The sequence below is a fragment of the Azorhizobium sp. AG788 genome (genome assembly GCF_943371865.1).
Lineage (GTDB): Bacteria > Pseudomonadota > Alphaproteobacteria > Rhizobiales > Xanthobacteraceae > Azorhizobium.
Genome location: NZ_CALRWL010000049.1, coordinates 24,353 through 47,426, shown reverse-complemented (window position 1 = coordinate 47,426; position 23,074 = coordinate 24,353). Strand labels below are relative to the sequence as shown.

At 64.5% G+C, this 23,074-nt stretch carries 26 protein-coding genes; 16 read left to right on the top strand and 10 right to left on the bottom strand.

All coding sequences use genetic code 11. The features are described 5' to 3' along the window. Nucleotides 1-61 precede the first annotated feature (61 nt). From AAG816_RS22205 to AAG816_RS22180, 6 genes are all read right to left on the bottom strand, one after another. Nucleotides 62-2,422 carry a xanthine dehydrogenase family protein molybdopterin-binding subunit gene (locus AAG816_RS22205; protein WP_341991871.1) on the bottom strand — a complete coding sequence of 787 codons (2,361 nt, stop codon included), beginning with the start codon at nucleotides 2,420-2,422 and terminating at the stop codon, nucleotides 62-64. An 89-nt stretch (nucleotides 2,423-2,511) separates the two neighbouring features. Then, nucleotides 2,512-3,603: a TRAP transporter substrate-binding protein gene (locus AAG816_RS22200; RefSeq protein ID WP_341991870.1), complete on the bottom strand. Its 1,092-nt coding sequence runs from the start codon at nucleotides 3,601-3,603 to the stop codon at nucleotides 2,512-2,514. Nucleotides 3,604-3,718: 115 nt separating this feature from the next. Beyond that, nucleotides 3,719-5,584 carry a TRAP transporter large permease subunit gene (locus tag AAG816_RS22195; RefSeq protein ID WP_341991869.1) on the bottom strand — a complete coding sequence of 622 codons (1,866 nt, stop codon included), beginning with the start codon at nucleotides 5,582-5,584 and terminating at the stop codon, nucleotides 3,719-3,721. A 55-nt stretch (nucleotides 5,585-5,639) separates the two neighbouring features. After that, the gene (locus tag AAG816_RS22190) at nucleotides 5,640-6,245 is read right to left on the bottom strand and encodes a TRAP transporter small permease subunit (RefSeq protein WP_341991868.1); all 606 of its coding nucleotides are present in this window, start codon (nucleotides 6,243-6,245) and stop codon (nucleotides 5,640-5,642) included. A 54-nt stretch (nucleotides 6,246-6,299) separates the two neighbouring features. Next, nucleotides 6,300-7,037 carry a maleylacetoacetate isomerase gene (gene maiA / locus AAG816_RS22185; RefSeq protein ID WP_341991867.1) on the bottom strand — a complete coding sequence of 246 codons (738 nt, stop codon included), beginning with the start codon at nucleotides 7,035-7,037 and terminating at the stop codon, nucleotides 6,300-6,302. A 2-nt stretch (nucleotides 7,038-7,039) separates the two neighbouring features. Beyond that, nucleotides 7,040-7,408, bottom strand: coding sequence for a hypothetical protein (locus tag AAG816_RS22180; RefSeq protein ID WP_341991866.1), 369 nt, complete (start codon nucleotides 7,406-7,408; stop codon nucleotides 7,040-7,042). Between the two features lie 820 nt (nucleotides 7,409-8,228). On the opposite strand from AAG816_RS22180, the gene AAG816_RS22175 reads away from it, so the two are divergent. The 10 genes from AAG816_RS22175 to AAG816_RS22130 all read left to right on the top strand — a co-directional run bounded on the left by AAG816_RS22175 (nucleotide 8,229) and on the right by AAG816_RS22130 (nucleotide 16,978). Continuing rightward, complete coding sequence (locus tag AAG816_RS22175) at nucleotides 8,229-9,530, top strand: virulence-associated E family protein (protein ID WP_341991865.1); 1,302 nt, start codon at nucleotides 8,229-8,231, stop codon at nucleotides 9,528-9,530. Nucleotides 9,531-9,690: 160 nt separating this feature from the next. Next, nucleotides 9,691-10,227, top strand: a complete 537-nt coding sequence (locus AAG816_RS22170; RefSeq protein ID WP_341991864.1) for a hypothetical protein — start codon at nucleotides 9,691-9,693, stop codon at nucleotides 10,225-10,227. 387 nt (nucleotides 10,228-10,614) lie between these two features. Continuing rightward, nucleotides 10,615-10,890, top strand: coding sequence for a hypothetical protein (locus AAG816_RS22165; protein WP_341991863.1), 276 nt, complete (start codon nucleotides 10,615-10,617; stop codon nucleotides 10,888-10,890). A gap of 50 nt (nucleotides 10,891-10,940) precedes the next feature. Continuing rightward, complete coding sequence (locus AAG816_RS22160; protein ID WP_341991862.1) at nucleotides 10,941-12,146, top strand: phage portal protein; 1,206 nt, start codon at nucleotides 10,941-10,943, stop codon at nucleotides 12,144-12,146. Further along, complete coding sequence (locus tag AAG816_RS22155; RefSeq protein WP_341991861.1) at nucleotides 12,146-12,649, top strand: HK97 family phage prohead protease; 504 nt, start codon at nucleotides 12,146-12,148, stop codon at nucleotides 12,647-12,649. Before AAG816_RS22160 ends, AAG816_RS22155 begins: the two co-directional genes overlap by 1 nt. 4 nt (nucleotides 12,650-12,653) lie before the next feature. Beyond that, nucleotides 12,654-13,814, top strand: coding sequence for a phage major capsid protein (locus AAG816_RS22150; protein WP_341991860.1), 1,161 nt, complete (start codon nucleotides 12,654-12,656; stop codon nucleotides 13,812-13,814). A 208-nt stretch (nucleotides 13,815-14,022) separates the two neighbouring features. Further along, complete coding sequence (locus AAG816_RS22145) at nucleotides 14,023-14,631, top strand: hypothetical protein (protein ID WP_341991859.1); 609 nt, start codon at nucleotides 14,023-14,025, stop codon at nucleotides 14,629-14,631. A 1-nt stretch (nucleotide 14,632) separates the two neighbouring features. Further along, nucleotides 14,633-14,986: an HNH endonuclease signature motif containing protein gene (locus AAG816_RS22140; RefSeq protein WP_341991858.1), complete on the top strand. Its 354-nt coding sequence runs from the start codon at nucleotides 14,633-14,635 to the stop codon at nucleotides 14,984-14,986. A gap of 2 nt (nucleotides 14,987-14,988) precedes the next feature. Beyond that, nucleotides 14,989-15,420 carry a phage terminase small subunit P27 family gene (locus AAG816_RS22135; RefSeq protein WP_341991857.1) on the top strand — a complete coding sequence of 144 codons (432 nt, stop codon included), beginning with the start codon at nucleotides 14,989-14,991 and terminating at the stop codon, nucleotides 15,418-15,420. After that, nucleotides 15,413-16,978: a terminase TerL endonuclease subunit gene (locus tag AAG816_RS22130; protein ID WP_341991856.1), complete on the top strand. Its 1,566-nt coding sequence runs from the start codon at nucleotides 15,413-15,415 to the stop codon at nucleotides 16,976-16,978. The genes AAG816_RS22135 and AAG816_RS22130 overlap by 8 nt, the downstream gene beginning before the upstream one ends. 109 nt (nucleotides 16,979-17,087) lie before the next feature. Here the strand turns inward: AAG816_RS22130 and AAG816_RS22125 are convergent, their stop codons facing one another. From AAG816_RS22125 to AAG816_RS22110, 4 genes are all read right to left on the bottom strand, one after another. Then, entirely contained in the window at nucleotides 17,088-18,245 is a 1,158-nt protein-coding gene (locus tag AAG816_RS22125) for a hypothetical protein (protein ID WP_341991855.1), read from the bottom strand. After that, on the bottom strand, nucleotides 18,242-18,922 hold the full coding sequence (locus AAG816_RS22120; protein ID WP_341991854.1) for an Abi family protein: 681 nt from the start codon (nucleotides 18,920-18,922) through the stop codon (nucleotides 18,242-18,244). Before AAG816_RS22120 ends, AAG816_RS22125 begins: the two co-directional genes overlap by 4 nt. Before the next feature lie 101 nt (nucleotides 18,923-19,023). Continuing rightward, nucleotides 19,024-19,509, bottom strand: coding sequence for a helix-turn-helix domain-containing protein (locus tag AAG816_RS22115; protein WP_341991853.1), 486 nt, complete (start codon nucleotides 19,507-19,509; stop codon nucleotides 19,024-19,026). Nucleotides 19,510-19,744: 235 nt separating this feature from the next. Then, nucleotides 19,745-20,434, bottom strand: a complete 690-nt coding sequence (locus AAG816_RS22110) for a helix-turn-helix transcriptional regulator (protein WP_341991852.1) — start codon at nucleotides 20,432-20,434, stop codon at nucleotides 19,745-19,747. Between the two features lie 512 nt (nucleotides 20,435-20,946). Between AAG816_RS22110 and AAG816_RS22105 the strand changes: the two genes are divergently transcribed. The 6 genes from AAG816_RS22105 (at nucleotide 20,947) to AAG816_RS22080 (ending at nucleotide 23,074) form a co-directional block, all read left to right on the top strand. Continuing rightward, nucleotides 20,947-21,141, top strand: coding sequence for a hypothetical protein (locus tag AAG816_RS22105; protein ID WP_341991851.1), 195 nt, complete (start codon nucleotides 20,947-20,949; stop codon nucleotides 21,139-21,141). Then, the gene (locus tag AAG816_RS22100) at nucleotides 21,138-21,500 is read left to right on the top strand and encodes a hypothetical protein (RefSeq protein WP_341991850.1); all 363 of its coding nucleotides are present in this window, start codon (nucleotides 21,138-21,140) and stop codon (nucleotides 21,498-21,500) included. Before AAG816_RS22105 ends, AAG816_RS22100 begins: the two co-directional genes overlap by 4 nt. Next, the gene (locus tag AAG816_RS22095; RefSeq protein WP_341991849.1) at nucleotides 21,500-21,994 is read left to right on the top strand and encodes a hypothetical protein; all 495 of its coding nucleotides are present in this window, start codon (nucleotides 21,500-21,502) and stop codon (nucleotides 21,992-21,994) included. Before AAG816_RS22100 ends, AAG816_RS22095 begins: the two co-directional genes overlap by 1 nt. A 92-nt stretch (nucleotides 21,995-22,086) precedes the next feature. Further along, the gene (locus AAG816_RS22090) at nucleotides 22,087-22,671 is read left to right on the top strand and encodes a hypothetical protein (RefSeq protein WP_341991848.1); all 585 of its coding nucleotides are present in this window, start codon (nucleotides 22,087-22,089) and stop codon (nucleotides 22,669-22,671) included. Next, nucleotides 22,668-22,865, top strand: coding sequence for a hypothetical protein (locus tag AAG816_RS22085; RefSeq protein WP_341991847.1), 198 nt, complete (start codon nucleotides 22,668-22,670; stop codon nucleotides 22,863-22,865). The genes AAG816_RS22090 and AAG816_RS22085 overlap by 4 nt, the downstream gene beginning before the upstream one ends. Nucleotides 22,866-22,870: 5 nt before the next feature. Further along, on the top strand, nucleotides 22,871-23,074 hold the full coding sequence (locus AAG816_RS22080) for a hypothetical protein (RefSeq protein ID WP_341991846.1): 204 nt from the start codon (nucleotides 22,871-22,873) through the stop codon (nucleotides 23,072-23,074).

Sequence of the window (23,074 nt, the reverse complement as noted above, 5' to 3'; positions counted from 1 at the left end):
GTGAGCACCGCCACCGCGTCGGCGAGGTGCGCCGCCGGCGCCAGATCGAATGCCGCGGCCTTCATGCGGCAGCTCCCACGGTTGCGGCGCGCAGCGCCGCCAGCACCCGCGCCGGGGTGGCCGGAATTTCGGTAAGGACGGCGCCCTGGGGCCGCAGCGCATCGTTGATGGCGTTGACCACGGCGCCGGCCGGAGCAATGGCGCCGCCCTCCCCCACGCCCTTGATGCCATGGGCGGAAAAGGGCGACAGGGTCTCGGTGTGGGCGATGCGCACCTTGGGCAGTTCCGTCGGGCCGGGCAGCAGATAATCGATCAGCGTCGAGGCCAGGGGCTGGCCCTGATCGTCATAGGTGCTTTCCTCGAACAGCGCGGTGCCGATGCCCTGGGCCACCCCGCCATAGGCCTGCCCCTCCACGATCATGGGATTGACCATGCGGCCGCAGTCTTCGACCACCACATAGTCCAGGATCTCGGTGGCACCGGTGCGCGGATCCACCGCCACCACGCAGGCATGGGTGGCATAGGAGAACACGCCGGTGTCCACCTCCGGCTTATAGCCCTCGGTCACCTCCAGCCCGCCGGTATCCACGCCCTCGGGCAGCAGTTCGGGCCGCAGATACCAGGCCCGCGCCACATCCTGGAAGCTGATGCTGGCGGACACCCCATGGATCTGCCCGTCAGCCACCCGCACCTCATCCGGACGGCATTGCATGAGGTGGGCGGCAATCGCCTTCACCCGCTCGGCGAGCTTGGCCGCCGCCTTGGAGACGGCGCCCCCGGCCATGACGATGCCGCGCGAGGCATAGGCGCCGGTGGAATAAGGCGTAGTGGCGGTGTCGCCCAGCACCACCTTGATCTTGGCCAGCGGCAGCGTGAGGATCTCGCTCGCCACCTGCGCCAGCGTGGTCTCCAGCCCCTGGCCGATGGTGGGCACGCCAGCCCGCACCTCCACGCCCCCGCCCGGGGTCAGGCGCAGCGTGGCCTGCTCATAGCCGGGCACCATGGGAATGCCCCAGGAGGCAAATACCTTGGTGCCGTGGGCGGACTGCTCGGTGTAAGTGGCAAAGCCGACGCCGATCTGACGGCCGTCCGGTTCCGGCACCGCCTGCCGCGCCCGCACGGCGGCGAAATCCACCATGTCGCGGGCCCGCGCCAGCGAGGCGGGATAGTCGCCGCTGTCGTAGAACTTCTTGGTAATGTTGGTGTAGGGCATGGCGCCTGCCGTCACGAGGTTCTCCGCCCGCACCTCCACCGCCTCGCGGCCCACCGCCTTGGCGATGGCATCGATGGTCAGCTCGATGGCGAAGCACACCCCCGGCCGCGCCACGCCGCGATAGGGCGCGAACGGCGGCTTGTTGGTGGCCACCGAATAAGTCTTGCAGCGATAGGCGGGCAGCACATAGGGCCCCGGCAGGTTGCCGCCCGCCTGCGCCGCCTCCAGGCAGGCGGTGAACGGCCACACCGAATAGGCGCCCACATCCACGCTGATCTCCGCCTCCAGCCCCAGCAGGCGGCCGCGCGCGTCCGCATAGGCGGTGATGACATATTCATGCTGGCGGGCGTTGGCGCCGGCGGTGAGATGCTCGCGGCGATCCTCGATCCAGCGGAACGGCGCCTGATAGGTCAGCGCCAGCCAGGCCACCAGCACCTCCTCCGGCTGCAGCAGGCATTTGTAGCCGAAGCCGCCGCCCACATCCGGCTGCATCACCCGCACCCGGCCCTGATCGAGGCCGAGGCAATCGCTGAGCCCGGTGCGGATCAGATGCGGCACCTGGGTGGAGGTGACCACCACCAGTTGGTCGGCCTGGAAATCCCAATAGGCCAGCACCCCCTTGCCCTCCATGGGATGCATGCACTGGCGGGCGGTCTTGAAGCGCTTCTCCACCTTGATCGGCGCGGTGGCCGCCACCTCGTCCACGCCGCCGCTGTCGAAGGCGGTCTCCAGGAACAGATTGTCCTTCCACGCCTCGTGCAGCAGCGCCGCCCCCGGCGCGCGCCCGGCGGTGCAATCCACGATGGGCGGCAGTTCCTCATAATCGAACAGCGTCGCCTCGCAGAGGTCTTCCGCCTCCGCGCGGGTGGGCGCCACAGCCATGGCGACGATGTCGCCCACGAAGCGCACCTTGTCGGTGGCGAGCGGGGGATAAGCGGACACCTTGTAGCCGGGAATGGCCGAGCGGGTGACGATGGCGCCCACACCCGCCGCATCCTGTGCCACGAACACCTGCGCCCCCTGCCCGGCGGGCTTGGTGACGCCGGTGATGCGGGCATGGGCCACCGGGCTGCGCAGGAAAGCCACGTCGCGTAGGCCCGGCATGCGGATGTCGCCCACGAAACGCCCGCGCCCCATGAGGTGGCGCGCGTCTTCCTTGCGACGCACCCGTGCGCCGATGCCTTCGCCGGTCACGCCTTCAGCCGACATGGTCTCGTCCCCCCGGTTCAATCCGCAGTGGCAGCCACCCCGCAGGGTGGCCGCCAGAGGCGCAGCCGATCAGGCCGCGGACATCCGCCTTACGTCCATTTGGGCGCGGCAAAGCGGATGCTGTCCAGACGATAGTCGCTCAGCCGCTGCCAGCTGTTGGATTCGTTCAGGAACGCCTTCCACGGCCCATAGATGGTCTTGAATTCCGGGCTCTTGGCCGCCAGTTCGTCGAAGGTTTCCAGCGTCGCCTTGTAGCAGGCATCCATCACCGGCTGCGGGAAGGCGCGCAACTCCACGCCCGCTGCCAGCAGGCGCCGCAGGGCTTCCGGATTCTTGGCGTCGTAATTGGCCAGCATGCGCATGTTCTGCTCGCTGGCGGCGGTCTCGAAGGCGATCTTGTAGAGATCCGGCAGGCTGTCCCACGCCTCCTTGTTCACCAGCGCGGTGATCTGGGCGCTGCCCTCCCACCAGCCGGGGGTGTAGTAATATTTGGCCACCTTGGCGAAGCCGAGCTTCTCATCGTCATAGGGGCCGATCCACTCGGCCGCATCGATGGTGCCGCGCTCCAGCGAAGGGTAGATGTCGCCCGCCGCAATCTGCTGCGCCACCACGCCCAGCTTGGCGAGGATGGTGCCGCCGAGCCCGCCGATGCGCATCTTGAGGCCCTTGAGGTCCTCCACGCTCTTGATTTCCTTGCGATACCAGCCGCCCATCTGCACGCCGGTATTGCCGCAGGGAAACGGCACCAGATTGTCCTTGCCGAACAGCTCGGTGATCAGCGCCTTGCCGCCGCCCTCGAAATACCAGGCATTCTGCTGGCGGGCGTTCATGCCGAAGGCGATGCCGCCGTCAAAGGCGAAGGCCGGGTTCTTGCCGGTGAAGAACGAGGTCAGGGTGTGGCAACACTCCACGGTCTTGTTCTTGGTGGCATCGAACACCTGGGCCGGACCGACGATCTCGCCGCCCGCGAACGGCGACACCTCGAAACGCCCCTCGGTGAGCTGCGAGATGCGCTGGCACATGGTGGCGGCGGAGCCATAGATGGTGTCGAGGCTCTTGGGCCAGCTGGTGGCCATGCGCCATTTGATCGACGGCAGCGGGGTTTGCGCCAAGGCGGGCGCGGCGGCCACGGTAGCGGCGGCCCCCGCCGCCATCTGGGCCAGAAACAGGCGTCGTTTCATCAGGATCCCCTCTTTCGTTGTCGCCTGCACACCCGATCCGGGCGGGAAGGCTTGGACAGACACGCGCAAACGGAAGGTCGTTCTTATGGATGCGGTCTTCTTGATGAGCCGCGGTTCAAAGCTTGCTTTGGGGCAGACCCAGGTCCGGCAAGCCGGCGCCCGGGGTATCGAGATTGTCCATCTGGCGATCGATGGCCGTGGCATCCAGCGCCGGCGCCGCCGCCTTGTCGCGGGTGACAAGGCCGGGGAAAGCGATGATCGCCGCCACCATGATGATCTGGATCACCACGAACGGGATCGCCCCCCAATAGATCTGGGCAGAAGTGATCGGCTCCATGCGCTTGCCGGTCACCTTGTCCAGATAGGCCAGCTTCGGCGCCACCGAGCGCAGATAGAACAGGGCAAAGCCGAACGGCGGATGCATGAACGAAGTCTGCATGTTCACCCCCAGCATCACCCCCAGCCAGATGAGATCGATGCCGAGCTTCTCCGCCGCCGGGCCAATGAGCGGGATGATGATGAAGGCCAACTCGAAGAAATCGAGAAAGAAGGCCAGCAGGAAGATCAGCACGTTCACGAACACCAGGAAGCCCAGATGGCCGCCCGGCATGCTGGTGAGCAGATGTTCAACCCATAGATGTCCGTTGATGCCGTAGAAGGTAAGCGAGAACACCCGCGCACCAATGACGATGAACAGCGCAAAGGCAGACAGCTTCGCTGTGGTCTCCGTGGCATGGCGCAGGATGGCGAAGGAGAAGCGCTTGGGGTTGCGCTCCAGTCGCCGCTTCAGCGCCGCCAGGGCGATGGCGCCCATGGCCCCCATGGCCCCGCCTTCCGTGGGCGTGGCCACGCCCAGGAAAATGGTGCCCAGCACCAGGAAGATCAGCAGCAGCGGCGGCACCATGGAGAAGGTGACCTGCTCGGCCATGCACGAAACCAGCCGCACGCCGGTTAACCGTTCCAGCAGCCCGACGATGAAGGCATAGAGAGCGCCGGCGGCCAGGACATCCGCGCCGAGCCCGAGCGCCTCATGGCCGCTATCGGCCAGCGCCACATAGGCGGCCAGAAGGGCCAGCGTCAGCGCCCCCGAAAGAACGATGCGCCGCGCGCCGAGAAAGCGGTTCAGCAGCGCGCACACCAGAGCCACCACGGTGGCGACGCAGATGGTGAGAATGACGAAGTCGGCCCCCGCCTTGATCTCGGTTTGCCGCATCAGCAGCGTGGCGACGCCGGCCGAAAACGCCACCAGCACGCCCAATTGCCAGACCCCGCGGGCACCGGAGGGTTCACGGAAGCCGATCGCCTCCACCGGCAGGCCCGGCGCCGCCTGCGGGGCAAAGCGCGTGACCAGGAACACGAAGCTCGCATAGAGGCCCGACAGCAGCAGGCCAGGCACGAAGGCACCCTCATACATGTCGCCGACCGAGCGGCCGAGCTGATCGGCCATCACGATCAGCACCAGCGAAGGCGGAATGATCTGCGCCAGGGTACCGGAGGCGGCAATGACACCGGCCGCCAGACGCCGATCATAGCCATAGCGCAGCATGATCGGCAGCGAGATGAGGCCCATGGAGATCACCGAGGCCGCCACCACGCCGGTGGTGGCCGCCAGCAGCGCGCCCACGAAGATCACCGCATAAGCCAGCCCGCCGCGCACCGTGCCGAACAACTGGCCGATGGTGTCGAGCAGATCCTCCGCCATGCCCGAGCGCTCCAGGATCAGGCCCATGAAGGTGAAAAAGGGGATCGCCAGCAGCACCTCATTGGCCATGGTGCCGAACACCCGCTCCGGCAATGCCTGCAGCAGTGGCCAGGACAGGGTAATGGTCTGCGGTGCATAGGGCGACAATTCCACTGCGACCACGAAGAACAGCAGGCCGTTGGCGGCCAGGGCAAAGGCGACCGGATAGCCCAGCAGCATGAACACGATCAGCATCGCGAACATGATCGGCGCAAGGTTCTGGGCGATCAGCGCGGCCATGACGGACGCTCTCCTGCGCGGATGGGGTGGGACGGGGCGATCCGGCGGGGTGCGCTCAGCATGGCTTGGCCCCGCCGATGCGGGCGTCGGTCTCGGCCAGTTCGGTCAGAATGCGCTCCGCCTCCGCGGCATGGGCATCGCCGCCGCCCTCGTCGGCAAGGTCGCCGCGCATGATGGCGATGCGCTTGATGAGCTCGCTCACCCCTTGCAGGAACAACAGCACGAACCCCACCAGGATGATGAGCTTGGCCGGCCACAACAGCAGCCCGCCGGCATTGGTGGAGACCTCGGCCGTGTGGAAGGAATTCCACACAAACGGCACCGACAGCCAGATCATCAGGGCGCAGAACGTCAACAGGAACAGGACGTGACAGGTGACTTCGATGATGTTGCTGGCCCGGCGCCCGAACTTTTCAGCCACCACATCGATGCGGATGTGTTCGTTCAAGCGCAGGGTCCAGGGCGCGCACAGCATGAAGACCGCACCGAACAGATACCACTGCAACTCCAGCCAGGCATTGGACGAGAGGCCGAAGATCTTGCGCATGAGCGCATTGACCGTGGACACGACGATGGCGGCCACAATGGCCCAACAGGCAATGCGCCCGATGGCCGTATTCAGCCCATCAATGCCGCGCGAAAGGCGAAGCCACATTTTCATCGCAAGCTTCCTCTGGGGGAAAGAGCGAATTTCTGAGCCGGCGGAAGCGAAACTCTAAAAGGCGTCGGGCTGATACTGCGGAAGGGTCGTGGTAAAAGCGTCCAGTTGCATGCAGTTCTCGAAGATACCCAGGGCGGTGGGGTAATCGGAGAGATCGCAGTTAAATCGGCGCGCATTGAACACTTGCGGCACCAGGCAGATATCCGCCATTCCAGGGGTGTCGCCGAGGACGAAGCGGCCGGAGAGCCCCTCGTGCCGCAGCGCGGCCTCCAGACTGCGAAAGCCCTCGCCGATCCAATGGGCATACCAGGCCATACGCTCGTTTTCGCCGAGCGAAAGGCGCTGCTCCAGATACTTGAGGACCCGCACATTGTTGAGCGGATGAATATCGCAACTCACAATCTGGCTGATGCTACGGACATAGGCGCGCGCCGGCAACGCGGCGGGCAGCATCGGCGGCTCCGGATAAGCCTCCTCCAGATATTCCATGATGGCGAGCGTCTGAGTATAGACATGGTCGCCATCCACCAGCGCGGGGACCAGACCTTGCGGATTGATCGCCAGATAGTCCGCGCTCTTGTGCTCCATCTTGGGCAGGCTGACGAACCGCGCGTCATGCGCCGCCCCCTTGAAGGCAAGCGCGATGCGGAGGCGATAGGATGTGGAGGAGCGAAAGAAACCGTACAGTATCATCGGCGCCCTCTGAACATCTGAACTGGGCGAACACCGGCCCGCCGGCAAACCGCGGCCCGCCCTGCGCGCGGCAACAGCAGCCGCGCGCAGGGCGCTCATCTTTAGCCTGCAGCCTTGTTGAGGATTTCCTCCGGGGTGCTGGAGACCACCTCCGCATAGCGCGGCACGAACGAGCCGCCGACGATATGGCGAATGAAGGAGGGCTTGATCTCCTCGGCCAGGATCTTGCGGATGCGGCCGTGCTCCTCGATATCGGACCATTCGGCGATCAAGTAGAAACGGAGCGGATCGAGCGTATCGCGCAGCAGAACGCCATCCTTGACCTGAGCGGACGACTTGTGCATCGGATTTCCATCCGAATAGTCGAAATCCTCGAATTCTTTAATGAATTCCGCTTCCACACCGGGATGGATCTTGAAATCATAAATGTGCAGGTAATTGCCCTTAGTCGCGAGCGGCTCCTGTGCCATCTGATGCCTCCTTGCTTGGACAAGCGCATTTCATGGGGACGAGGCGTCCGGGGCGCCGCCTCGAAGGCGACACAGATAATAGATGTACACTGAGCATTTTAGCTGTCAATGACCGATGTCGAAAAGTTCCAGACTGCCAAATAGATCAGCATTCCGGCATGGGATTGGGCATCTCCATGCTATCGAATTGAGCGATCCCGACACCATAAACGATGTACACTGAGTGAAATACGCGACCGAGCTCGCGCGGCCAGGGGAGCGCGACCACCCCCCTCAGCGACAGGCCGCTGGTCACGATGCAGGCTGAGATCACGTCTTGCAACACCGCCGTGCCCGACTGAGGTGGCCCCCTTGCGCGGACAGCTTGGCGGCGAGGCTAGGCTTGGTTCTGGTGTCCGCCATGCCGCCAGGTCGACGCCTTCGCAGACCGTATGGACCTCCTCAGGCGCTCTGCCGCCAAGGGCCGAATGGGGCCTCGTACGAGTGTAAGAGGTGACCGACCTGCCGATCCCGGCCCGACCCTGGGAGCCGGCCTCGCCGGCGTTGGGGCCGACGCATCCGAATGTCAGGGAGCGCCAGAGCAGCGCGATGAACACGGCGCCCATCCACTGGCCGCGCCCATCCGTCGAGATCCGCAGGCCGTCTCCCAGCAGCCCCCAGGAGAGTGAGGCAAAATCGGCTTTCCGGCCCGATACTTACACCCACGTGCGGGCGATCCACTGCCCCTTGATCTTCAAGGCGAATTTTCAGCGGCGCCCGCACGATGCGAGCCGCCCTGCGCCAGCACAATTCGCCTCCAGCGACATGGCGGAGGCGCTCCATGGGTGACATGGACATCATTGCCGCGCTGAAGGCCGCCTCCTCGCGCCCGCAGCAGAATCACGGCATGCCGATGCGCCCTAAACTGGTGCCCGCGTCTGGCTGGCTCGCGGACTGCACGCGCGATGACAAAGGCCACCCGATCCCCAACCTCGCCAACGCACTGCATGCCCTGCGCTGCGACTTGGCCCTGTCGGATCTCTTCTCGTTCGATGAGATGGAGAACGCCGTCATCATAAACGCGCCCATTCCCAAGGGAGGTGTCGGCTTCGAGCCGCCCGACGATGATTTCAGGCCGCGCCAAGTGACCGATACCGACATCAACCGCCTCCAAGAGTATCTCCAGCTCGAAGGTCTCCCCCGCCTCGGCCGGGACACGACCTTTCAGGCGGTGGACGTGCGCGCGCGGGAACAAGCCATACATCCCGTCCGTGAATACCTTCAAGAGTTGACCTGGGACAGCCTGCCCCGCCTGTGTCAGTGGCTGCATACCTATCTCGGCTGCGAGGACACGCTCTATGCGTCGCAGATCGGCACCATGTTTTTCATCTCCATGGCCGCGCGCATCTTCAATCCCGGCTGCAAGGCGGACTACATGCTCGTGCTGGAGGGCACGCAGGGCGCCATGAAGTCCACCGCGTGCCGCATCATTGGCGGCGCGTGGTTCTCCGACAACATGCCGGACGTGACCGGCGGCAAGGATGTGAGCCTGCACCTGCGGGGCAAATGGCTGATCGAGATCGCGGAGCTTTCGGCCATCAGTCGAGCGGAAGACGCAGCGTTGAAGGCCTTCCTCACGCGGCCGGTGGAACGATTCCGCCCGCCCTATGGGCGCATGGAAGTCATCATGCCGCGCCAGTGCGTGTTCATCGGCACCACCAACAAAGCGACTTACCTGCGTGACGAGACCGGCGGGCGCCGCTACTGGCCGGTGAAGGTCGGCAAGATCAATACGGACATGCTCCAGCGAGACCGCGACCAACTGTTTGCGGAGGCGGTCCACCTCTACCTCGACGGGCGCCCCTGGTGGCCCTCTGCCGACTTCGAACGCGAGCAGATCAAGCCGCAACAGGAGGAGCGCTTCGAGGGAGATGCGTGGGAGGAGCCAATCAAGAAGTGGCTTGCAGGGCAGCCGAAGGTGACCGTTAATGAAGTAGCACAGAGCGCCCTGTACATTGACCTTGCGAAGATCGGGACGACCGAGCAGCGCCGCATCGCGCGCTGTCTTGAGCGGCTGGGATGGGTGCAGAAGCGCGGCACAGGTGGCGTGCGCCACTACTACCCAGCTGTTGGGGCAGCGTGACTGCCGAGTGACGCAGTGACGGACAGTGACGCATTTTCCCATATGAGCAGCATGCGCGCGCACACGTTTCCTCTAACAATACAAAACTGCGTCACTGTCCGTCACTGCGTCACTAACCATCAGCGGCGGGCATAAGGGCAGAGGACAAGGAGAGAGGGCGATGCGGTATGGATCGACTGAGTTCACCTACGCAGAGCCATTCGCAAACGCTCTCGTCGCGGATCCGGACTTTCGCGCGTGGGTGCTTCGGCAGACAAAGTTCTCCGGCTGTGCAGAGACGGTCGTGCTGCTCCATGAGGAGATGAAGGCCAAGCGGAGCAAAATTTCTGAGACGTGGTGGAGATCCCATTTCACTGAACGGTGCCGCTGCCAGGGATGTAGCGGGCAGGAAACAGACCTGCTCGCACTCTTTGACAGCGGTGCAGGTTCACGCTTCGCCGTGCATTTTGAGATCAAACAACCCAAGGACAAGTTCTCAACCAAGAAGGATCAAGCGACCAACTACACGCTCCGGGCAGCTTGCTGGACCACGAACCCACCCGATGCTGTCCTGCCGCACACGGACGCATCTACGGTTCTGGTCTGTTGCGCTTCAAGGCTTGCGGATTACGCGCCACACCTATCGAAGTTCGGCGCCGTCATCACCTTTCAAGAAATCACTAAATCCTTTCCCAACGCCACGCCCGTGATTGCCTGACGCTCGCCCGCGCTCGGGCAAGCCCAAGGCGCCCCGGGGGCACCTCGCGACTTCCCCCTCGGGGCCTCGGACCGGTGGGGTAGGTTCGCGCGCGATGGCGCCTAAATGGTTCTTTTTAGTTTTGAGATCAGTGGGTTAAGTGATTTCTTACCGAGCCGTGGCGTTGGCCCGCCTCCGGCGACATAAAACGCTGCCGTACGTGACAACGCGAAGGCCGCAACGGCGGACGTTTTCTCATCGGAGGCGCGGTGCGGCCGCGATGGCTCTGATCGGTCGCCTCGCTCCCCACCGTCATCGCCTTTTATCGCGCCCAAGCAATGCCGTTCCAGGGCATAAGTTTTCGCAACGGGTTGTTGCGAACGACAGCCGGGTGCGTAAGCTTGCGGCATGCTCAAGGTCTATTGCGATTTCAATGACAGCACGGCCGACGATCTGTTCTGGCTGTTGTATCTGGATGGGAAGCCGCTGGCCGATGTGGCCGACAATTATGCTCTCCAGGAAGGCGACAGGGTGATCCTGTTCCAAGACGTCGGGGACTTCGAGGTCGAGGCGACGCTTCATTTCGACCGCAGCGCTCCCTATGTCTTTCTTGGATCAAGGCTGTGTGCTCGGCCTGACTGGTCGACTCGTCGGGATTTGTTGACCGAAGTTGACCGAAGTTGACCAAAGCAGCCCCCTCCTGACGGGGCGCGGATCGGCGCATAACCTTGAGGATGCGCAATCCCTTCAAAACCCTCTCCCGTTTGTTCGAGGCCAAGGCTGCTCCGAGCCTCGGCTCTGGGGACGGTGCGCTGCTGGAGCTGCTCTCCGGCGCCGCGCCCACCGCCGCCGGGGTGGCGGTGTCCATCGCCACCGCCATGCGCCACCCGGCCGCCGCCTGCGCCATCCGCATCATCGCGGAAGCTGTGGCGACCCTGCCCATCATCACCTATCGCCGCGGCACGGACGGGGCCAAGGAGCGCGCCTCCGACCACCCGGCCTATGGCCTGCTCCACGACGACGCCAACGATTGGGCGAGCGCCTATGATCTGAAGCTCGCCCTCACGGTGGATGCGCTCACCCACGACAAGGGCGGCTTCGGCTTCGTCAACCGCGTGGGCGGCAAGGTGGTGGAGATCCTCCGCCTCGATCCCGCCCGCGTCGCCGTCACCTATGCCGAGACCGGCGAGCCCATCTATCGCCTGGGGGAGGCGCCGCTCGCCCGCGAGAGCGTGCTCCATATTCGCGCGCCCGGCGGCGTGGCGCCGCTCACCACGGCACGGGAGGCCATCGGCCTCGCTTTGGTGTTGGATCAGCACGGCGCCCGCCTGTTCGGCAACGGCGCCCGGCCCTCCGGTGTGCTGTCGCTGAAGGAGCGCACCCAGCCGGAGACCATCAAGCGCATCCGGGAGAGCTGGCAGCTCGCCCATGGCGGCGGGCGCTCCGGCGGCACCGCCATCGTGGATGGCGACGCCAGCTATACGCCCCTCACCCTCACGTCGGTGGATGCCCAGTATCTGGAGCTGCGGCAGTTCCAGATCCTTGAGATTGCCCGCGCCTTCCGCGTGCCGCCGCACATGCTGTTCGAGCTGGGGCGGGCCACCTGGTCCAACGTGGGCGACATGGGGCAGGAGTTCCTCACCTACTCCCTGCTGCCCTGGCTTGAGGTGTGGCAGGGCGCCATCCGCCGCGCCCTGTTCACGCCCGACGAGCGCCGGGAGTACCTGGCAGAGTTCCTCGTGGATGACCTGCTGCGTGCTGATCTCGCCAGCCGGGCCGATGCCTATCAGAAGCTGATCGCCTCCCGCGTCCTCAACCCCAACGAGGCCCGCGCCATGGAGAACCGCCCGCCCTATGCCGGCGGCGAGCGCTTCGAGAACCCCAACACCCTGTCTGCCGCCGGATTTCCGGCCGGTACCGATCAAGCGGAGGCCGCGTGATGGATCGCGCCCTGTTCGTAAGCAAGATGCTGGTGGACGATGCCGGCGCCATCGAAGGCCTTGCTTGGCCCTTCGGCACGCCCGACCGCGTGGGCGACGTGATCGAGAAAGGGGCCTTTGCCGGCGCCCGCCTGCCGCTGCCCATGCTGTTCGGCCATGACCATAACGACCCGGTGGGCGTGTGGGAGGGGGCAGAGGAAGCGCAGGACGGCCTGCGCCTCAAAGGCCGGCTGCTGGTGGAAGACGTGTCCCGCGCCCGCGAGGTGCGCGCCCTGGTGCGCTCCGGCGCCGTGGGTGGCCTCTCCATCGGCTTTGTCACCCGCAAGGCCGCGCCGCGCAAAGGCGGCGGCCGGACCATCAGCGCGCTCGATCTGTTGGAGTGCTCCCTCGTCTCGGTGCCCATGCACCCCGGCGCCCGCGTCACCAGCGCCAAATCCGCCCTTCACGCCCTCGCCATTGCCGAGGCCATCCACCGCGCCGCGTCGGCGCTTTCCAAGAGGTAGACCCATGTTTCACTGCATCCCGGCGCCCGCGGGCGTCACCGAGCACAAGGGCGAGGAGGACGATCCCGCCGCCATCGTCACCAAGGCCCTGGACGCCTTCCGGGGCGAAGTGGTCGCCCGCCTGGACAAGGTGGAGGCCAAGGCCGGCGCTTCCGACACCCTGACCGCGCGCCTGGACAAGATGGAAGCCCGCTTCAACCGCCCCACCGGCGGCGCGCCGGGTGCCGGCGAGGCGACCGAGGAACGAAAGGCCTTCGGTACCTATCTGCGCCGGGGCGATAAGGGCATGATGGAGACCGAGCTGAAGGCGCTGACCGTCTCCAGCGACACGCAGGGCGGCTACCTCGCCCCGCCGGAATTGTCCTCCGAGTTCATCCGCGACCTCGTGGACTTCTCCCCCATTCGCGCGCTCGCCAGCGTCCGCACCACGGCAGCGCCCGCCGTCAGCTATCCCAAGCGCACCGGCATCACCAACGCCAAATGGAAGGGCGAAGCGCAGGCGCAGGAAGGCTCCGAGCCGGGCTTCGGCCAGTTGGAGATCCCCATCCGCGAGGTCAATACCTTCGTGGACATCTCCAACCAACTGCTCGCAGACACCGCGGGCGTGGCAGAGGCGGAGGTGCGCCTCGCTTTGGCGGAGGACTTCGGCCAGAAGGAGGGCGCAGCCTTCATCGACGGCGATGGCGTGCTGGAGCCGGAAGGCCTGCTGACGGCCAACGGCATCGGCGTGACGGCCAATGGCCACGCGACCACGCTCGCCAGCGATGCCCTGATCACGCTCATGTATGCCTTGCCCGCCGCCTATCGCAATCGCGGCACCTGGCTCATGAACGGCACCACCCTCGCCGCCATCCGCAAGCTGAAGGATGCGCAGGGCGCCTACATCTGGCAGCCGTCTTTCCAGGCGGGCCAGCCGGAGACCATCCTCGGCCGCCCCGTGGTGGAAGCGGTGGACATGCCGGACATCGCCGCCGCCGCCACCCCGATCCTGTTCGGTGATCTGGCGACCGGCTACCGCATCGTGGACCGGGTGGCGTTGTCTATCCTGGTCAATCCCTACTTGCTCGCCACCAACGGCATCACCCGCATCCACGCCACGCGGCGGGTGGGCGGCGCCGTGGCCCAGCCCAAGGCGTTGCGCAAGCTCGCCATGGCGGTGAGCTGAGAGCTTAAGGGCGCCAGGACATGAGGGCATGTCGCGGCCTGCCCAACATCGAAAAGCCGACCTCCCCGGCGCCCCTCGCCCCAGCGAGAACATTGGGGGTCAAGGTCGGCGCGGTCGCGGACACCAGCGGTGCGTTTCACACCGCCAAGGGTCCAACGGGAGGCGAGCCCGGCTCGCCTCCCGCTCACAGGGGGAAGGAGAGAGGCCCATGCTGACCGTAGTTGAACCTGCGCCCGAGGCGCTTCTGACCACCCGTGCGGAGCTGGTGCGCGAGCTTGGCCTCCCGGTGCCCGCCGATGACGAACTGGATTCACTGATCCGCGCCGCGAGCCAAGCGGTCACCACCTGGTGCGGCCGGCCCTTGGCGGCACAGACCATGCGGGAGATCGTCTATGTCTCCGCTCCGGTAGATGGCCTCATGCTCTCCCGCTGGCCCATCGCCTCGGTGGAGGATCTGGCGTTTGGCGAGGATGTGCAGCCCACCTCCAACATCGAAATCGATGCGGCGGCGGGCTTCCTGTTCCGGCTCGGCAGCCACGGCCGGCGGCTCGCCTGGCCATCCGGCCGGGTGTCCGTAACCTATCGCGCCGGCTTCATCCCGCCGGGCGAGGAGGGCCGTACCCTGCCCTATGATATCGAGCGGGCAACCCTGGTGCTCGCCCGCCACTACTGGTTCGCGCGCGGCCGCGATCCCGCTTTGCGCAGCGAACAGGTGGACGGCATCGGCGACGTATCCTATGGCGCCGGCTTCAGCGGCCGGCTGCCAGCGGAAGTGGAAGGCCTGCTCTCCACCTATCGCCTGCCGGGAGTAGCCTGATATGCCCCGCCACGCCCCACGCATCTGCGGCTGCGGCCATCGCATCGCCTCTGGCGAGCGCTGCCCCTGCGAGCGCCGCCGCAAGGCGGAGGCAGACGCCCGCCGTCCGAGCGCCCGCGCGCGGGGCTATGACAGCCAATGGGACAAGGCGCGGGCGGCCTTCCTCGCCCATCACCCTTCCTGCGCCCGCTGCGGGACAGCGGCAACGGTCGTGGATCACGTTACCCCGCACAAGGGTGACAAGCGCCTGTTCTGGAGCCGGGAGAACTGGCAGCCGCTCTGCAAGCCCTGCCACGATGGGGCCAAGCAATCGGAGGAGCGCCGGGCTCGCCTCCACCTGGCGCGGGAGTTCTGACCATGCGCGGACGCAAGGCCACCAGCATCCCCATGACGGGCGATGATCCGCCCGACGACATGCCGGAGGCGCCCACCTGGCTCTCCGCGGATGCGCGCACGGAGTGGGACCGGGTGCTGCCCATCCTGCTCACCGAGCGGCGGACCCTCACCCTGGCGGACCTCGCCAGCTTCGCCAATTACTGCACCGCCATCGGACAGGTGGCGGAAGCCGCGCGCATCATCGAACGGGAGGGCCTCACCTTTACCGGCTCCAGCGGGCCGAAACGCCACCCGGCGGTTGCCATCCGCTCGGACGGCATGACGCAGGCGCGCCAGATCGCGGCGGAGCTCGGCTTGACCCCTGCCAGCCGCGGGCGCCCGGCGATCCGGGGCGGCGGCGGCGCGGATGAGGGCTATGGCTTCGGCCTGTTTGGTGGGCTCGGCCTTGACTGAGATCCCCGATCCCTTCGGCTATGGGGAACGGGCGGTGCAGTTCCTCCGTGCCCTGCGCCATCCCAAGAGCCGCTTGCCCGGCCGGGCGTTCCAGCTCGATCCCTGGCAGGAACGCATCGTGCGGCGGATCTATGGGCCGCGCCACCCGGACGGCTCGCGCGTGGTGAAGACCGTTGTGCTGTTGCTGCCGCGCGGCAACCGCAAGACCTCGCTGTCCGCGTCCCTGGCCTTGCTGCACACCTTCGGCCCCGAGCGCGTCCCCGGCGGCGAGGTGATCTCTGCGGCCTCCGACCGCAAGCAGGCGCGGATCGGCTTCGAGGAAGCCATCGGAATCATCCATGTGACGCCGCCGCTCAAGGCCCGCATGACGCTTCAGGAATACCGCAACCGCATCACCAATGCGAAGTGGCGCACCTTCTACGAAGCCATCTCGTGCGACGCCGGCACACAGCACGGGCGCACGCCGGCCTTCGTGCTGGCGGACGAACTGCACGCCTGGAAAAAGCGTGACCTGTGGGACGTGCTGAAATCCGGTCTGGTGAAGTCGCAAGGCTCGCTTCTGGTGGTGGCCACCACCGCCGGCCGGGGACAGGAGAACATCGCCCACGACATCGTGGACTATGCCCGCAAGGTCGCCCGCGGCGAGATCGATGATCCGGCAACGCTGCCGATCCTGTTCGAGGCGGACCGGGATTGCGATTGGACGAGTGAGGCCATCTGGCACCAGGTCAACCCCGGCCTTGCCCACGGCTATCCCGACATTGAAGGCCTGCGTCAGCTCGCCCGCGAGGCGCGCCAGCGGCCGGGGGACCGGGAGGCCTTCCGGCAACTCAACCTCAACATATGGCTGGACCACAGCGCCGACCCGTTCGTGGACATGGGCATTTATGACGCCGGCGCCGCGCCGGTGGATCTGGAGGCGCTTCAGGGCGAACCCTGCTGGCTTGGCGTGGATCTGTCCTCCAACGGCGATCTGACCTGCGTGGTGGCGGCCTGGCGCGACGGGGCCGAGGGCTACATCGTCCATCCCTGGTTCTTCTGTCCGAAGGACAATCTGCGCCTACGCTCCGAGCGCGACGGCGTGCCCTATGTGACGTGGGCGGAACAGGGCTTCATCGATCCCACGCCCGGCAATGTGGTGGACTTCCGCCATGTGGAACAGACCATCCGCGACCTGTGCGAGCGCTTCGACGTGCGCGAGATCGCCTTCGATCCGCATCTCGCCCGCAACATGCTCAACAATCTGCTGGAGGATGGGCTACCGGCGGTGGAGATGCGCCAAGGCTGGGTGACCATGGCGCCGTCGGTGAAGGAACTGGAGCGCGCCATCATCGGCCGCCGGCTGACCCATGGCGGGCATCCCGTGCTGCGGTGGAACTTCGACAACATCGCGCTCCAGACGGACACCGCCGGCAACGCCATGTTCCACAAGGGCAAGAGCCGGGACCGCATCGACGGGGCCGTTGCGGCCGCTATGGCCGTGGCGCGCGCGGCGGCCGGCGAGGCGCGCTCCGTCTATGAGAGCGAGGAATGGGCGCCGGAGATGATGGTGATGTAGGCCGGACATCGTTATGCGGCACTTAGCTAGCGAACTCGCATTAAGCCGCGCAAATACGAACCGCTTATTCCGAGGTGGCTAAGCGGTGCATTTACCCGAGCGGAGGCGCTCAGAAGTCCATATTGGCAGCCCGATCTGCCTGCGTAGAAAGATAGTGGGCAAACTCCTTCATACCATCGATGGACGACATGCTGCGCTCATAGGTGCCGTCCTTTGCCATCGTTAGGACCAAGGGAAGCTGGCACTCTTGGATGTAGATATAGGCTGGCGCGCGCGACCCGGACCATAGGTGGTCAACGAATTGTCGAAGCAGACCAATCGTTGTCTCATCCGCATAACCTGCTCCGGCGCCGAATTGAAAATGTGGTCCGCGGTGCTCATCGACGATCCGCATCGGAACGGCACCGGCCTGAGAATGGAAGGCGAAGGCTTCCCCATCTTTGCCAAAGGATCCGTGAGCGACGAAGTTGCGAACCTGTCGGCGGACGTGAACCAAGCCGTCGTAAAACGTCTTGGTCTCATGATCAGTAATGTCTAGCGCCTCCTTAAACTTTGTCCCCCAATCAGCCTGCGCGAGTTGCCTCACACCCTCGCCAGTGACGCAGCGACCTAGAAGTATTGCAATTAAGATGAAGGCATGCTCAGTCCAACTGAAGAAACTCTCGATCGTCGCCACTGCATAATGCTCAGCTTCGCGCTTCAGATCTGCAGATGGATGCATAATTATCGATGAATTTTTGCTAATTTTTTTCTCTATATATTCATTTTTTCGCTTTATAGACTCCAATATTTTCGACGTGTACAATCCCTCAAAGAATTCAAACCGCACATACAACGCATGCGAACGATTCACTACATTCAACTCCGAGGCCTTGGCTGCCTCTTCCGCACGCCAGACGAAATATGGCTGCGCCGCCTTGGTGGCGCGCGAGATGAGTCCAGCGATCTGTGCCGCGTCCTCCTCGTCTTCAGGAAGCTTGCCGGCGAAGATGCCAAGCCCAAACTTGCGGTGCTCGATTAGAAAGGCCTTGCCGTTGAACTCCACCGGCACTGACCATGCGATCTTCTCAAACTGGCCGAGGTTTTTAAAACCCAGAAGATCCACCAGAAGGAAATAGACAAGGTAGTAAGGGGGCAGCGAACGGCTTGCATCGGTGCGTACCGCGTTAAAGAGGAAATTCTTGGCAGCAGGCGTGTTCTTGTCCGCCGACCGAAGCGGGGCGATTGCTCTGGCTGCAGTAGCCCTGACCTTGTCGAGATCGATCATGCCATCGGTCCTAATGCGCGACAGTTCTCAGACCTGAGCCGCGTAAGGGCGAGGTCATCGGCCGGGTAGACCTGCTCAAACCTGTCCAGAGGCGCGCTCCAGGTGAGAGCCGGCGGCGACAGCCAACCGGTTAGGTTTCGAATCGCTCGGTGATGCGACCGAAGATCCCAGTGTAGAATAGGCTCGTGGTGTGCGATCCGGTTTCGAAGCAAACGGACCTGTGTCAAGGGTCGCGAGAAGTCCTTCCGCGCGAGGGTCTTGCCGTTACGTCGGGCAATGTCCTTCAGTGTCGCACGCCATAAATCTTCGTAGACAGGGCTGAACATCGCTGTCCAAAAACTGAAGCTCATGGCGGCGACGATGCGGCCGGGCGTTGGCTCCTTGTTCTGACCCTGCAGCTCAGCAATGGCATCGGCAACTTGAGAAAGCTGGTGCGGAGTTGTGATCAGGCCGCGACATTCGAACCAACGCTCGCCGTGATTGGCCGCTATCACAGTGTGGATTCGGTTGCGCAAGCTGACCTCCAGAGTCTGCATGGCGATGTAGAGCGCTTCCGATATCTGAGCATTAAGGGTATAGAGCACCAGCGCGCGTGCCCGATCGCCATTGGCCCATGCGACGTAGCGGCCGAAGCGTTCCAGGGATAGGGCCTGCTCCATGTCGTCGATCTGCGCCATGGATCAGTTCCACCTTGCGAAGGGGTAGGGTCTCATTTATATATACCAGCGGACACCCCGGTTTCGCCTCTGCGTTAGCATGCGGCCGGGGTAATTCGTTTCTAGGTCATGTTACCGCGCTTGCCAGTCGGGGTTTCAACCCGTCGCCGCGCTGCCCGGCGCTCTTCCTTCTCCTTGGCGAACTCCGGCTCCATCTTCTGTATGCGGCCCACTAGGCCGTCCAGGTGATAGATATTGGAGTTCCAGTCGCCGGCGATGGTCCTGCGCAGCTCGCGCTTCACTAAGCCGGCCTTTTCCAGCGCGCGAATATTGGTCTGGATGGTCTTGGGCTTCACCCCCATGCGCACCGCAATCTCCTCCTTCGAGGGAAATGGCGGGCGGGCCGGATCGTGCCAGTATTCCAGCAGTTGCACCACGATGTTGAACTGCAACGGCGATAGGCCCAACCGGCTTTGACCGCGAATCAGGATGTTGGGGATGCCAGCGTAGCCGTGACCCGTGACGGCCTTACCCCAGATGCGCTCCGTGGAATTGGCTTTCTTGGCGGGCTTGCGAAAATCGACGACAGAAGAGGCAGGTTCAGCCATAGGAGTCTTCCTTTCGCGAATGAACCTGGGACCACCTGCCCCGCGACACAATGGTCGCCAGACACGCAGGGTGGGTCACTGAGAAAGCCACCCACTCCTCGTTAATTCGTGATCATTCGCCTTGTGATTATTCGTATAGTGCTACTTCCGTGGTCGTCTGATCGCCCTAGGTGGGTCATGACCGCACCATAGGCTAGGCCACCAGAACACCCCACCCAAGCTCAGTAAAGCCGCCTTATTCGAGGCTGATGCGCCGCGGTACGGCAAGTTGGGCGTTCGCTTGCCCCTTTGGCAACAGCGTCAAGTAACCGATCGTCACCGGCCACGGGGTCTTCTCGACCCACTGGTCGTTCATGAGCTTTGTGTGGCGAACCGCAACGAAGGGCGTCCATCCGCCGTCGCGAAGCCGACGAATGATAGCTTCCAGTTCGGTTGCGACGGTCAGACGCTGCTGGTGGCTAACCTCCGACTTCACGTCCAGGTAATCGCGCAAATAGTCGAACAGTGATGCCGCCGCTTCGAGGAGGGCTTCGTCCTCGATCTCGCTATCCGTGCAGGAGAGCATGTTCAAACTGCACATGAATGCCTCCATGGCTCGCCCCGTGGGTGCAGGAGTAGCGTCCAGCATCAAATACTCGCGCTCGAAAGCTTCAGCGCGGCGTTTGAGTCCCGCTTCGGTGGGAAACTGCTGCGCCCGGATGAGGAAGTCCATGTCGGGCGCCTCCACCGCCCGCGCGACAGCTCGCAATGTGTCAGCGCTGCCGCCCTGCCCATCCTCGATACGTTGAACGGTGCGAACACTCAAACCGGCGATCTCTGCCAAAGTTTCTTGGGTCCAGCCCCGCGAGCTGCGCAGCATTTGCACGATGATCGCCAGCTCTGCCTTGGTCGGGCTCCGCGCCTCGAAATCTGGGTCTTGGGGCATCGGCGTCTCCTTTGGACCCTGATCCTAGCCGCGCCACGGCCCGCGGACACGACAGCGACCCGACAACGGCCTGACAATCCAGCTGGAACGCTGAAGCGCGTGGCGGACGAATGCCTATTCGGAGGGAAAGCGTCGCAGGACGATAGGCGACAGGTCTTTGCCGACAAACGCACAGGCACAAATGGGTGGAGTCAATTAGAGAGACTCTTTTTTGAGCCTCACCCCTGCCCCGCCGCCGTTCTCCGGAATGAACTCAACCCCCGCGCGCTCGAGAGCTTGGTTGATGGCAGTCACCGCCTCGACCGAAACTGGACGCCGCGATTTCTCGAAGTCTACAACCGTAGAAAGGCCCAACCTCGCTGCGTCCGCCAAGCGAGGCTGGGTCCATTCGATTAAGGCTCTCGCCGCTCGGCATTGCGCTGGTGTCATGTATCAACATTTTCTGTTGACGACCCACAAGGTCGTGCCTATCAACATAATCTGTTGACAGCTAATACCACAGGAAAACGCCGATGCGGACGCATTTTGGTGAACGGGGAAGCTATGTCCCCGAGTTCGTGATGGTGGACACGCAGCGCCTACGCGCCCGCATGGAAGCCGCCGTCGATACCCTGCTCGCCCTCTTGGACGAGATGGACGGCGATCCGGATCTCGAAGAGTGCGCAGATCTGGAGCGCGAGGATTGCGAAGGGGACCAGCCCGCATGAACACGCCTCGCCGCCTCCTCCTGACGGGCGCCGCCACTGCCGCCTTCCTCGGCACCCTGCCGCTGGCTGGCCTCGCCGCCGGCTCACCGACCATCCCCGATCCGCTGCTGGATCTGATCCGCGCCTGTCGCGCCGGCAATGACGCCTACAACGCCCTGCGCCACCCCGACGCGGAGGCCATAGCCCGGACCTATGGCCCGCCCTACGCGGCCCTGTCTCACGCCCCCGCCGCCACCACCCGCACCGGCGCCTTGGTAGCGTTGCGCTTCCTCTGCGACGAGCTGGAGCACACGCACTTGGACGCTGCCCCTACGGTAATCGCCGCCGCCCTGGCCTATTTCGACGGGGAGATTGCGTGATGGCCAGCCGCACCAATAAGACATCGGCGACACCGGCTCCCATCCACGCTGCAGATGGCATCATCACCGGACTCGGGCGCGAGATCGGGCGCGCCGCAGCGGAGTGCGCCAGCCTGGAGGCACGCGGATTTCGCTCGGCCGATCCGGTGGCAAAAACCTATTTCGAAAACGCCTCGACCCATGCCGGCGACCGCCTATTTGAGGCACGGCAGTGTCTGTCGTCCCTCTGCGCCGCCAGCCTGTCGGCAGCGGCCATTCAATGCGCAGCTGCCTATGCTCTCCTGGGGGACTTAGGCGATACCCTCGACCCGTTCGACACGATGAAGCGACGCGCCCTGGAACGGTTGCTTGCGTCCGTGAGCGGCGTTCTCACGGCTGCGGCTGCGCAAGAGGACCCCGATTGGGCCGAAACCCACGGCGTCACCCATCTGCTCGGGCACCATACGGACCCCTGGCAAGACGTGGACAGCCGGATCAATGTTGCGCGCGGCTAACGTTCTATTGCGAAAATCACGAAAACAGATTGACCCACGCAGCGTCAATGCTAAAACTATCATTCGTGTTTTTCGCAATACGGAATTGAACCATGCACGCACGCGAGTTGGAACTGCTCCTCCCCTCCCTCTCCGGCCGCACATCCGCGGATTTGGATCTCCGCTTCCGCGAGCTGCGCAAGCTCCGCATGCTGCCCACCGGCGGCCGCGGCCGCCATGCGCCCGAGATCGGCGCCGAGCACGTGGCGACGATCCTGATCGCCGTTGCCGGCGCCAGCAAAGCAATCGATGCCGCGTATGCGGTCACGCGCTTTGCAGGCCTGGGCGAAGTCGGATCCGCAGGCGAGACCTTTGCCGAAGCGTTGACCGACATCCTCGATTCCGAGGAGCTGGCGCGCGTGGTGAAGTCGGTGCGCCTCTGCCACTCCCACACTTTCGCTGAGATCGAATACGACGGCGGCCGCCCCGCGCGCCGCTTCTTTCAGGAAGAGGACATCGCGAAGATGGAGAAGGGCCTCGGCACCGTCGAGGGCTTCGCCGGTGCCTCCATCATGGATCAGACCGTCATCGGCGGCGCCGTGATCCACCAGCTCTCCATCGACCTCAACGAAGACGACGAAGAGGGCGAGTTGGTGATCGAGGCGTCCGGCCCGACCGAGACGGAGGGCCGCAAATGAGCCCCGCCGTCCGCCCCCTCAAGACCGCGAAGCAGATCGCTTACGAGATCGGCGTCTCTGAATCGACTCTGCGCCGCATGGTTAAGAAGGGCCTCGTGCCCGTCACCAAGAGCGGGTGCCGGGGGCGCACGTCCCCGCTCCAGATCGACCGCCAGACCGTCCACAAGCTCACCCTGAGCAACCGAGAGGAATGACCATCATGTCCCGCCGTGGCGCGAGCTTTGTGCAGTCCGACCTCGCTCGCACCCTGCGGGCCTGCAAGGACGCGGGCATTCTCCAGAACGTGACCGTCCGCATCGAATCCGGCGCATTCGTCATTGAGCCGCTTCAGGACAACGCGCCCCGCCAAGCGGGAAAGGCGCCCAAGCCGGACGAGCAGGCCGGCGATGACATCATCCTCTGA

What these genes read in the sequence shown, in the direction of transcription:
- AAG816_RS22205 (WP_341991871.1), bottom strand. Translation starts at nt 2,422, where the DNA reads ATGTCGGCTGAAGGCGTGACCGGCGAAGGCATCGGCGCACGGGTGCGT.
- AAG816_RS22200 (WP_341991870.1), bottom strand. Translation starts at nt 3,603, where the DNA reads ATGAAACGACGCCTGTTTCTGGCCCAGATGGCGGCGGGGGCCGCCGCT.
- AAG816_RS22195 (WP_341991869.1), bottom strand. Translation starts at nt 5,584, where the DNA reads ATGGCCGCGCTGATCGCCCAGAACCTTGCGCCGATCATGTTCGCGATG.
- AAG816_RS22190 (WP_341991868.1), bottom strand. Translation starts at nt 6,245, where the DNA reads ATGAAAATGTGGCTTCGCCTTTCGCGCGGCATTGATGGGCTGAATACG.
- maiA (WP_341991867.1), bottom strand. Translation starts at nt 7,037, where the DNA reads ATGAGCGCCCTGCGCGCGGCTGCTGTTGCCGCGCGCAGGGCGGGCCGC.
- AAG816_RS22180 (WP_341991866.1), bottom strand. Translation starts at nt 7,408, where the DNA reads ATGGCACAGGAGCCGCTCGCGACTAAGGGCAATTACCTGCACATTTAT.
- AAG816_RS22175 (WP_341991865.1), top strand. Translation starts at nt 8,229, where the DNA reads ATGGGTGACATGGACATCATTGCCGCGCTGAAGGCCGCCTCCTCGCGC.
- AAG816_RS22170 (WP_341991864.1), top strand. Translation starts at nt 9,691, where the DNA reads ATGCGGTATGGATCGACTGAGTTCACCTACGCAGAGCCATTCGCAAAC.
- AAG816_RS22165 (WP_341991863.1), top strand. Translation starts at nt 10,615, where the DNA reads ATGCTCAAGGTCTATTGCGATTTCAATGACAGCACGGCCGACGATCTG.
- AAG816_RS22160 (WP_341991862.1), top strand. Translation starts at nt 10,941, where the DNA reads ATGCGCAATCCCTTCAAAACCCTCTCCCGTTTGTTCGAGGCCAAGGCT.
- AAG816_RS22155 (WP_341991861.1), top strand. Translation starts at nt 12,146, where the DNA reads ATGGATCGCGCCCTGTTCGTAAGCAAGATGCTGGTGGACGATGCCGGC.
- AAG816_RS22150 (WP_341991860.1), top strand. Translation starts at nt 12,654, where the DNA reads ATGTTTCACTGCATCCCGGCGCCCGCGGGCGTCACCGAGCACAAGGGC.
- AAG816_RS22145 (WP_341991859.1), top strand. Translation starts at nt 14,023, where the DNA reads ATGCTGACCGTAGTTGAACCTGCGCCCGAGGCGCTTCTGACCACCCGT.
- AAG816_RS22140 (WP_341991858.1), top strand. Translation starts at nt 14,633, where the DNA reads ATGCCCCGCCACGCCCCACGCATCTGCGGCTGCGGCCATCGCATCGCC.
- AAG816_RS22135 (WP_341991857.1), top strand. Translation starts at nt 14,989, where the DNA reads ATGCGCGGACGCAAGGCCACCAGCATCCCCATGACGGGCGATGATCCG.
- AAG816_RS22125 (WP_341991855.1), bottom strand. Translation starts at nt 18,245, where the DNA reads ATGATCGATCTCGACAAGGTCAGGGCTACTGCAGCCAGAGCAATCGCC.
- AAG816_RS22120 (WP_341991854.1), bottom strand. Translation starts at nt 18,922, where the DNA reads ATGGCGCAGATCGACGACATGGAGCAGGCCCTATCCCTGGAACGCTTC.
- AAG816_RS22115 (WP_341991853.1), bottom strand. Translation starts at nt 19,509, where the DNA reads ATGGCTGAACCTGCCTCTTCTGTCGTCGATTTTCGCAAGCCCGCCAAG.
- AAG816_RS22110 (WP_341991852.1), bottom strand. Translation starts at nt 20,434, where the DNA reads ATGCCCCAAGACCCAGATTTCGAGGCGCGGAGCCCGACCAAGGCAGAG.
- AAG816_RS22105 (WP_341991851.1), top strand. Translation starts at nt 20,947, where the DNA reads ATGCGGACGCATTTTGGTGAACGGGGAAGCTATGTCCCCGAGTTCGTG.
- AAG816_RS22100 (WP_341991850.1), top strand. Translation starts at nt 21,138, where the DNA reads ATGAACACGCCTCGCCGCCTCCTCCTGACGGGCGCCGCCACTGCCGCC.
- AAG816_RS22095 (WP_341991849.1), top strand. Translation starts at nt 21,500, where the DNA reads ATGGCCAGCCGCACCAATAAGACATCGGCGACACCGGCTCCCATCCAC.
- AAG816_RS22090 (WP_341991848.1), top strand. Translation starts at nt 22,087, where the DNA reads ATGCACGCACGCGAGTTGGAACTGCTCCTCCCCTCCCTCTCCGGCCGC.
- AAG816_RS22085 (WP_341991847.1), top strand. Translation starts at nt 22,668, where the DNA reads ATGAGCCCCGCCGTCCGCCCCCTCAAGACCGCGAAGCAGATCGCTTAC.
- AAG816_RS22080 (WP_341991846.1), top strand. Translation starts at nt 22,871, where the DNA reads ATGTCCCGCCGTGGCGCGAGCTTTGTGCAGTCCGACCTCGCTCGCACC.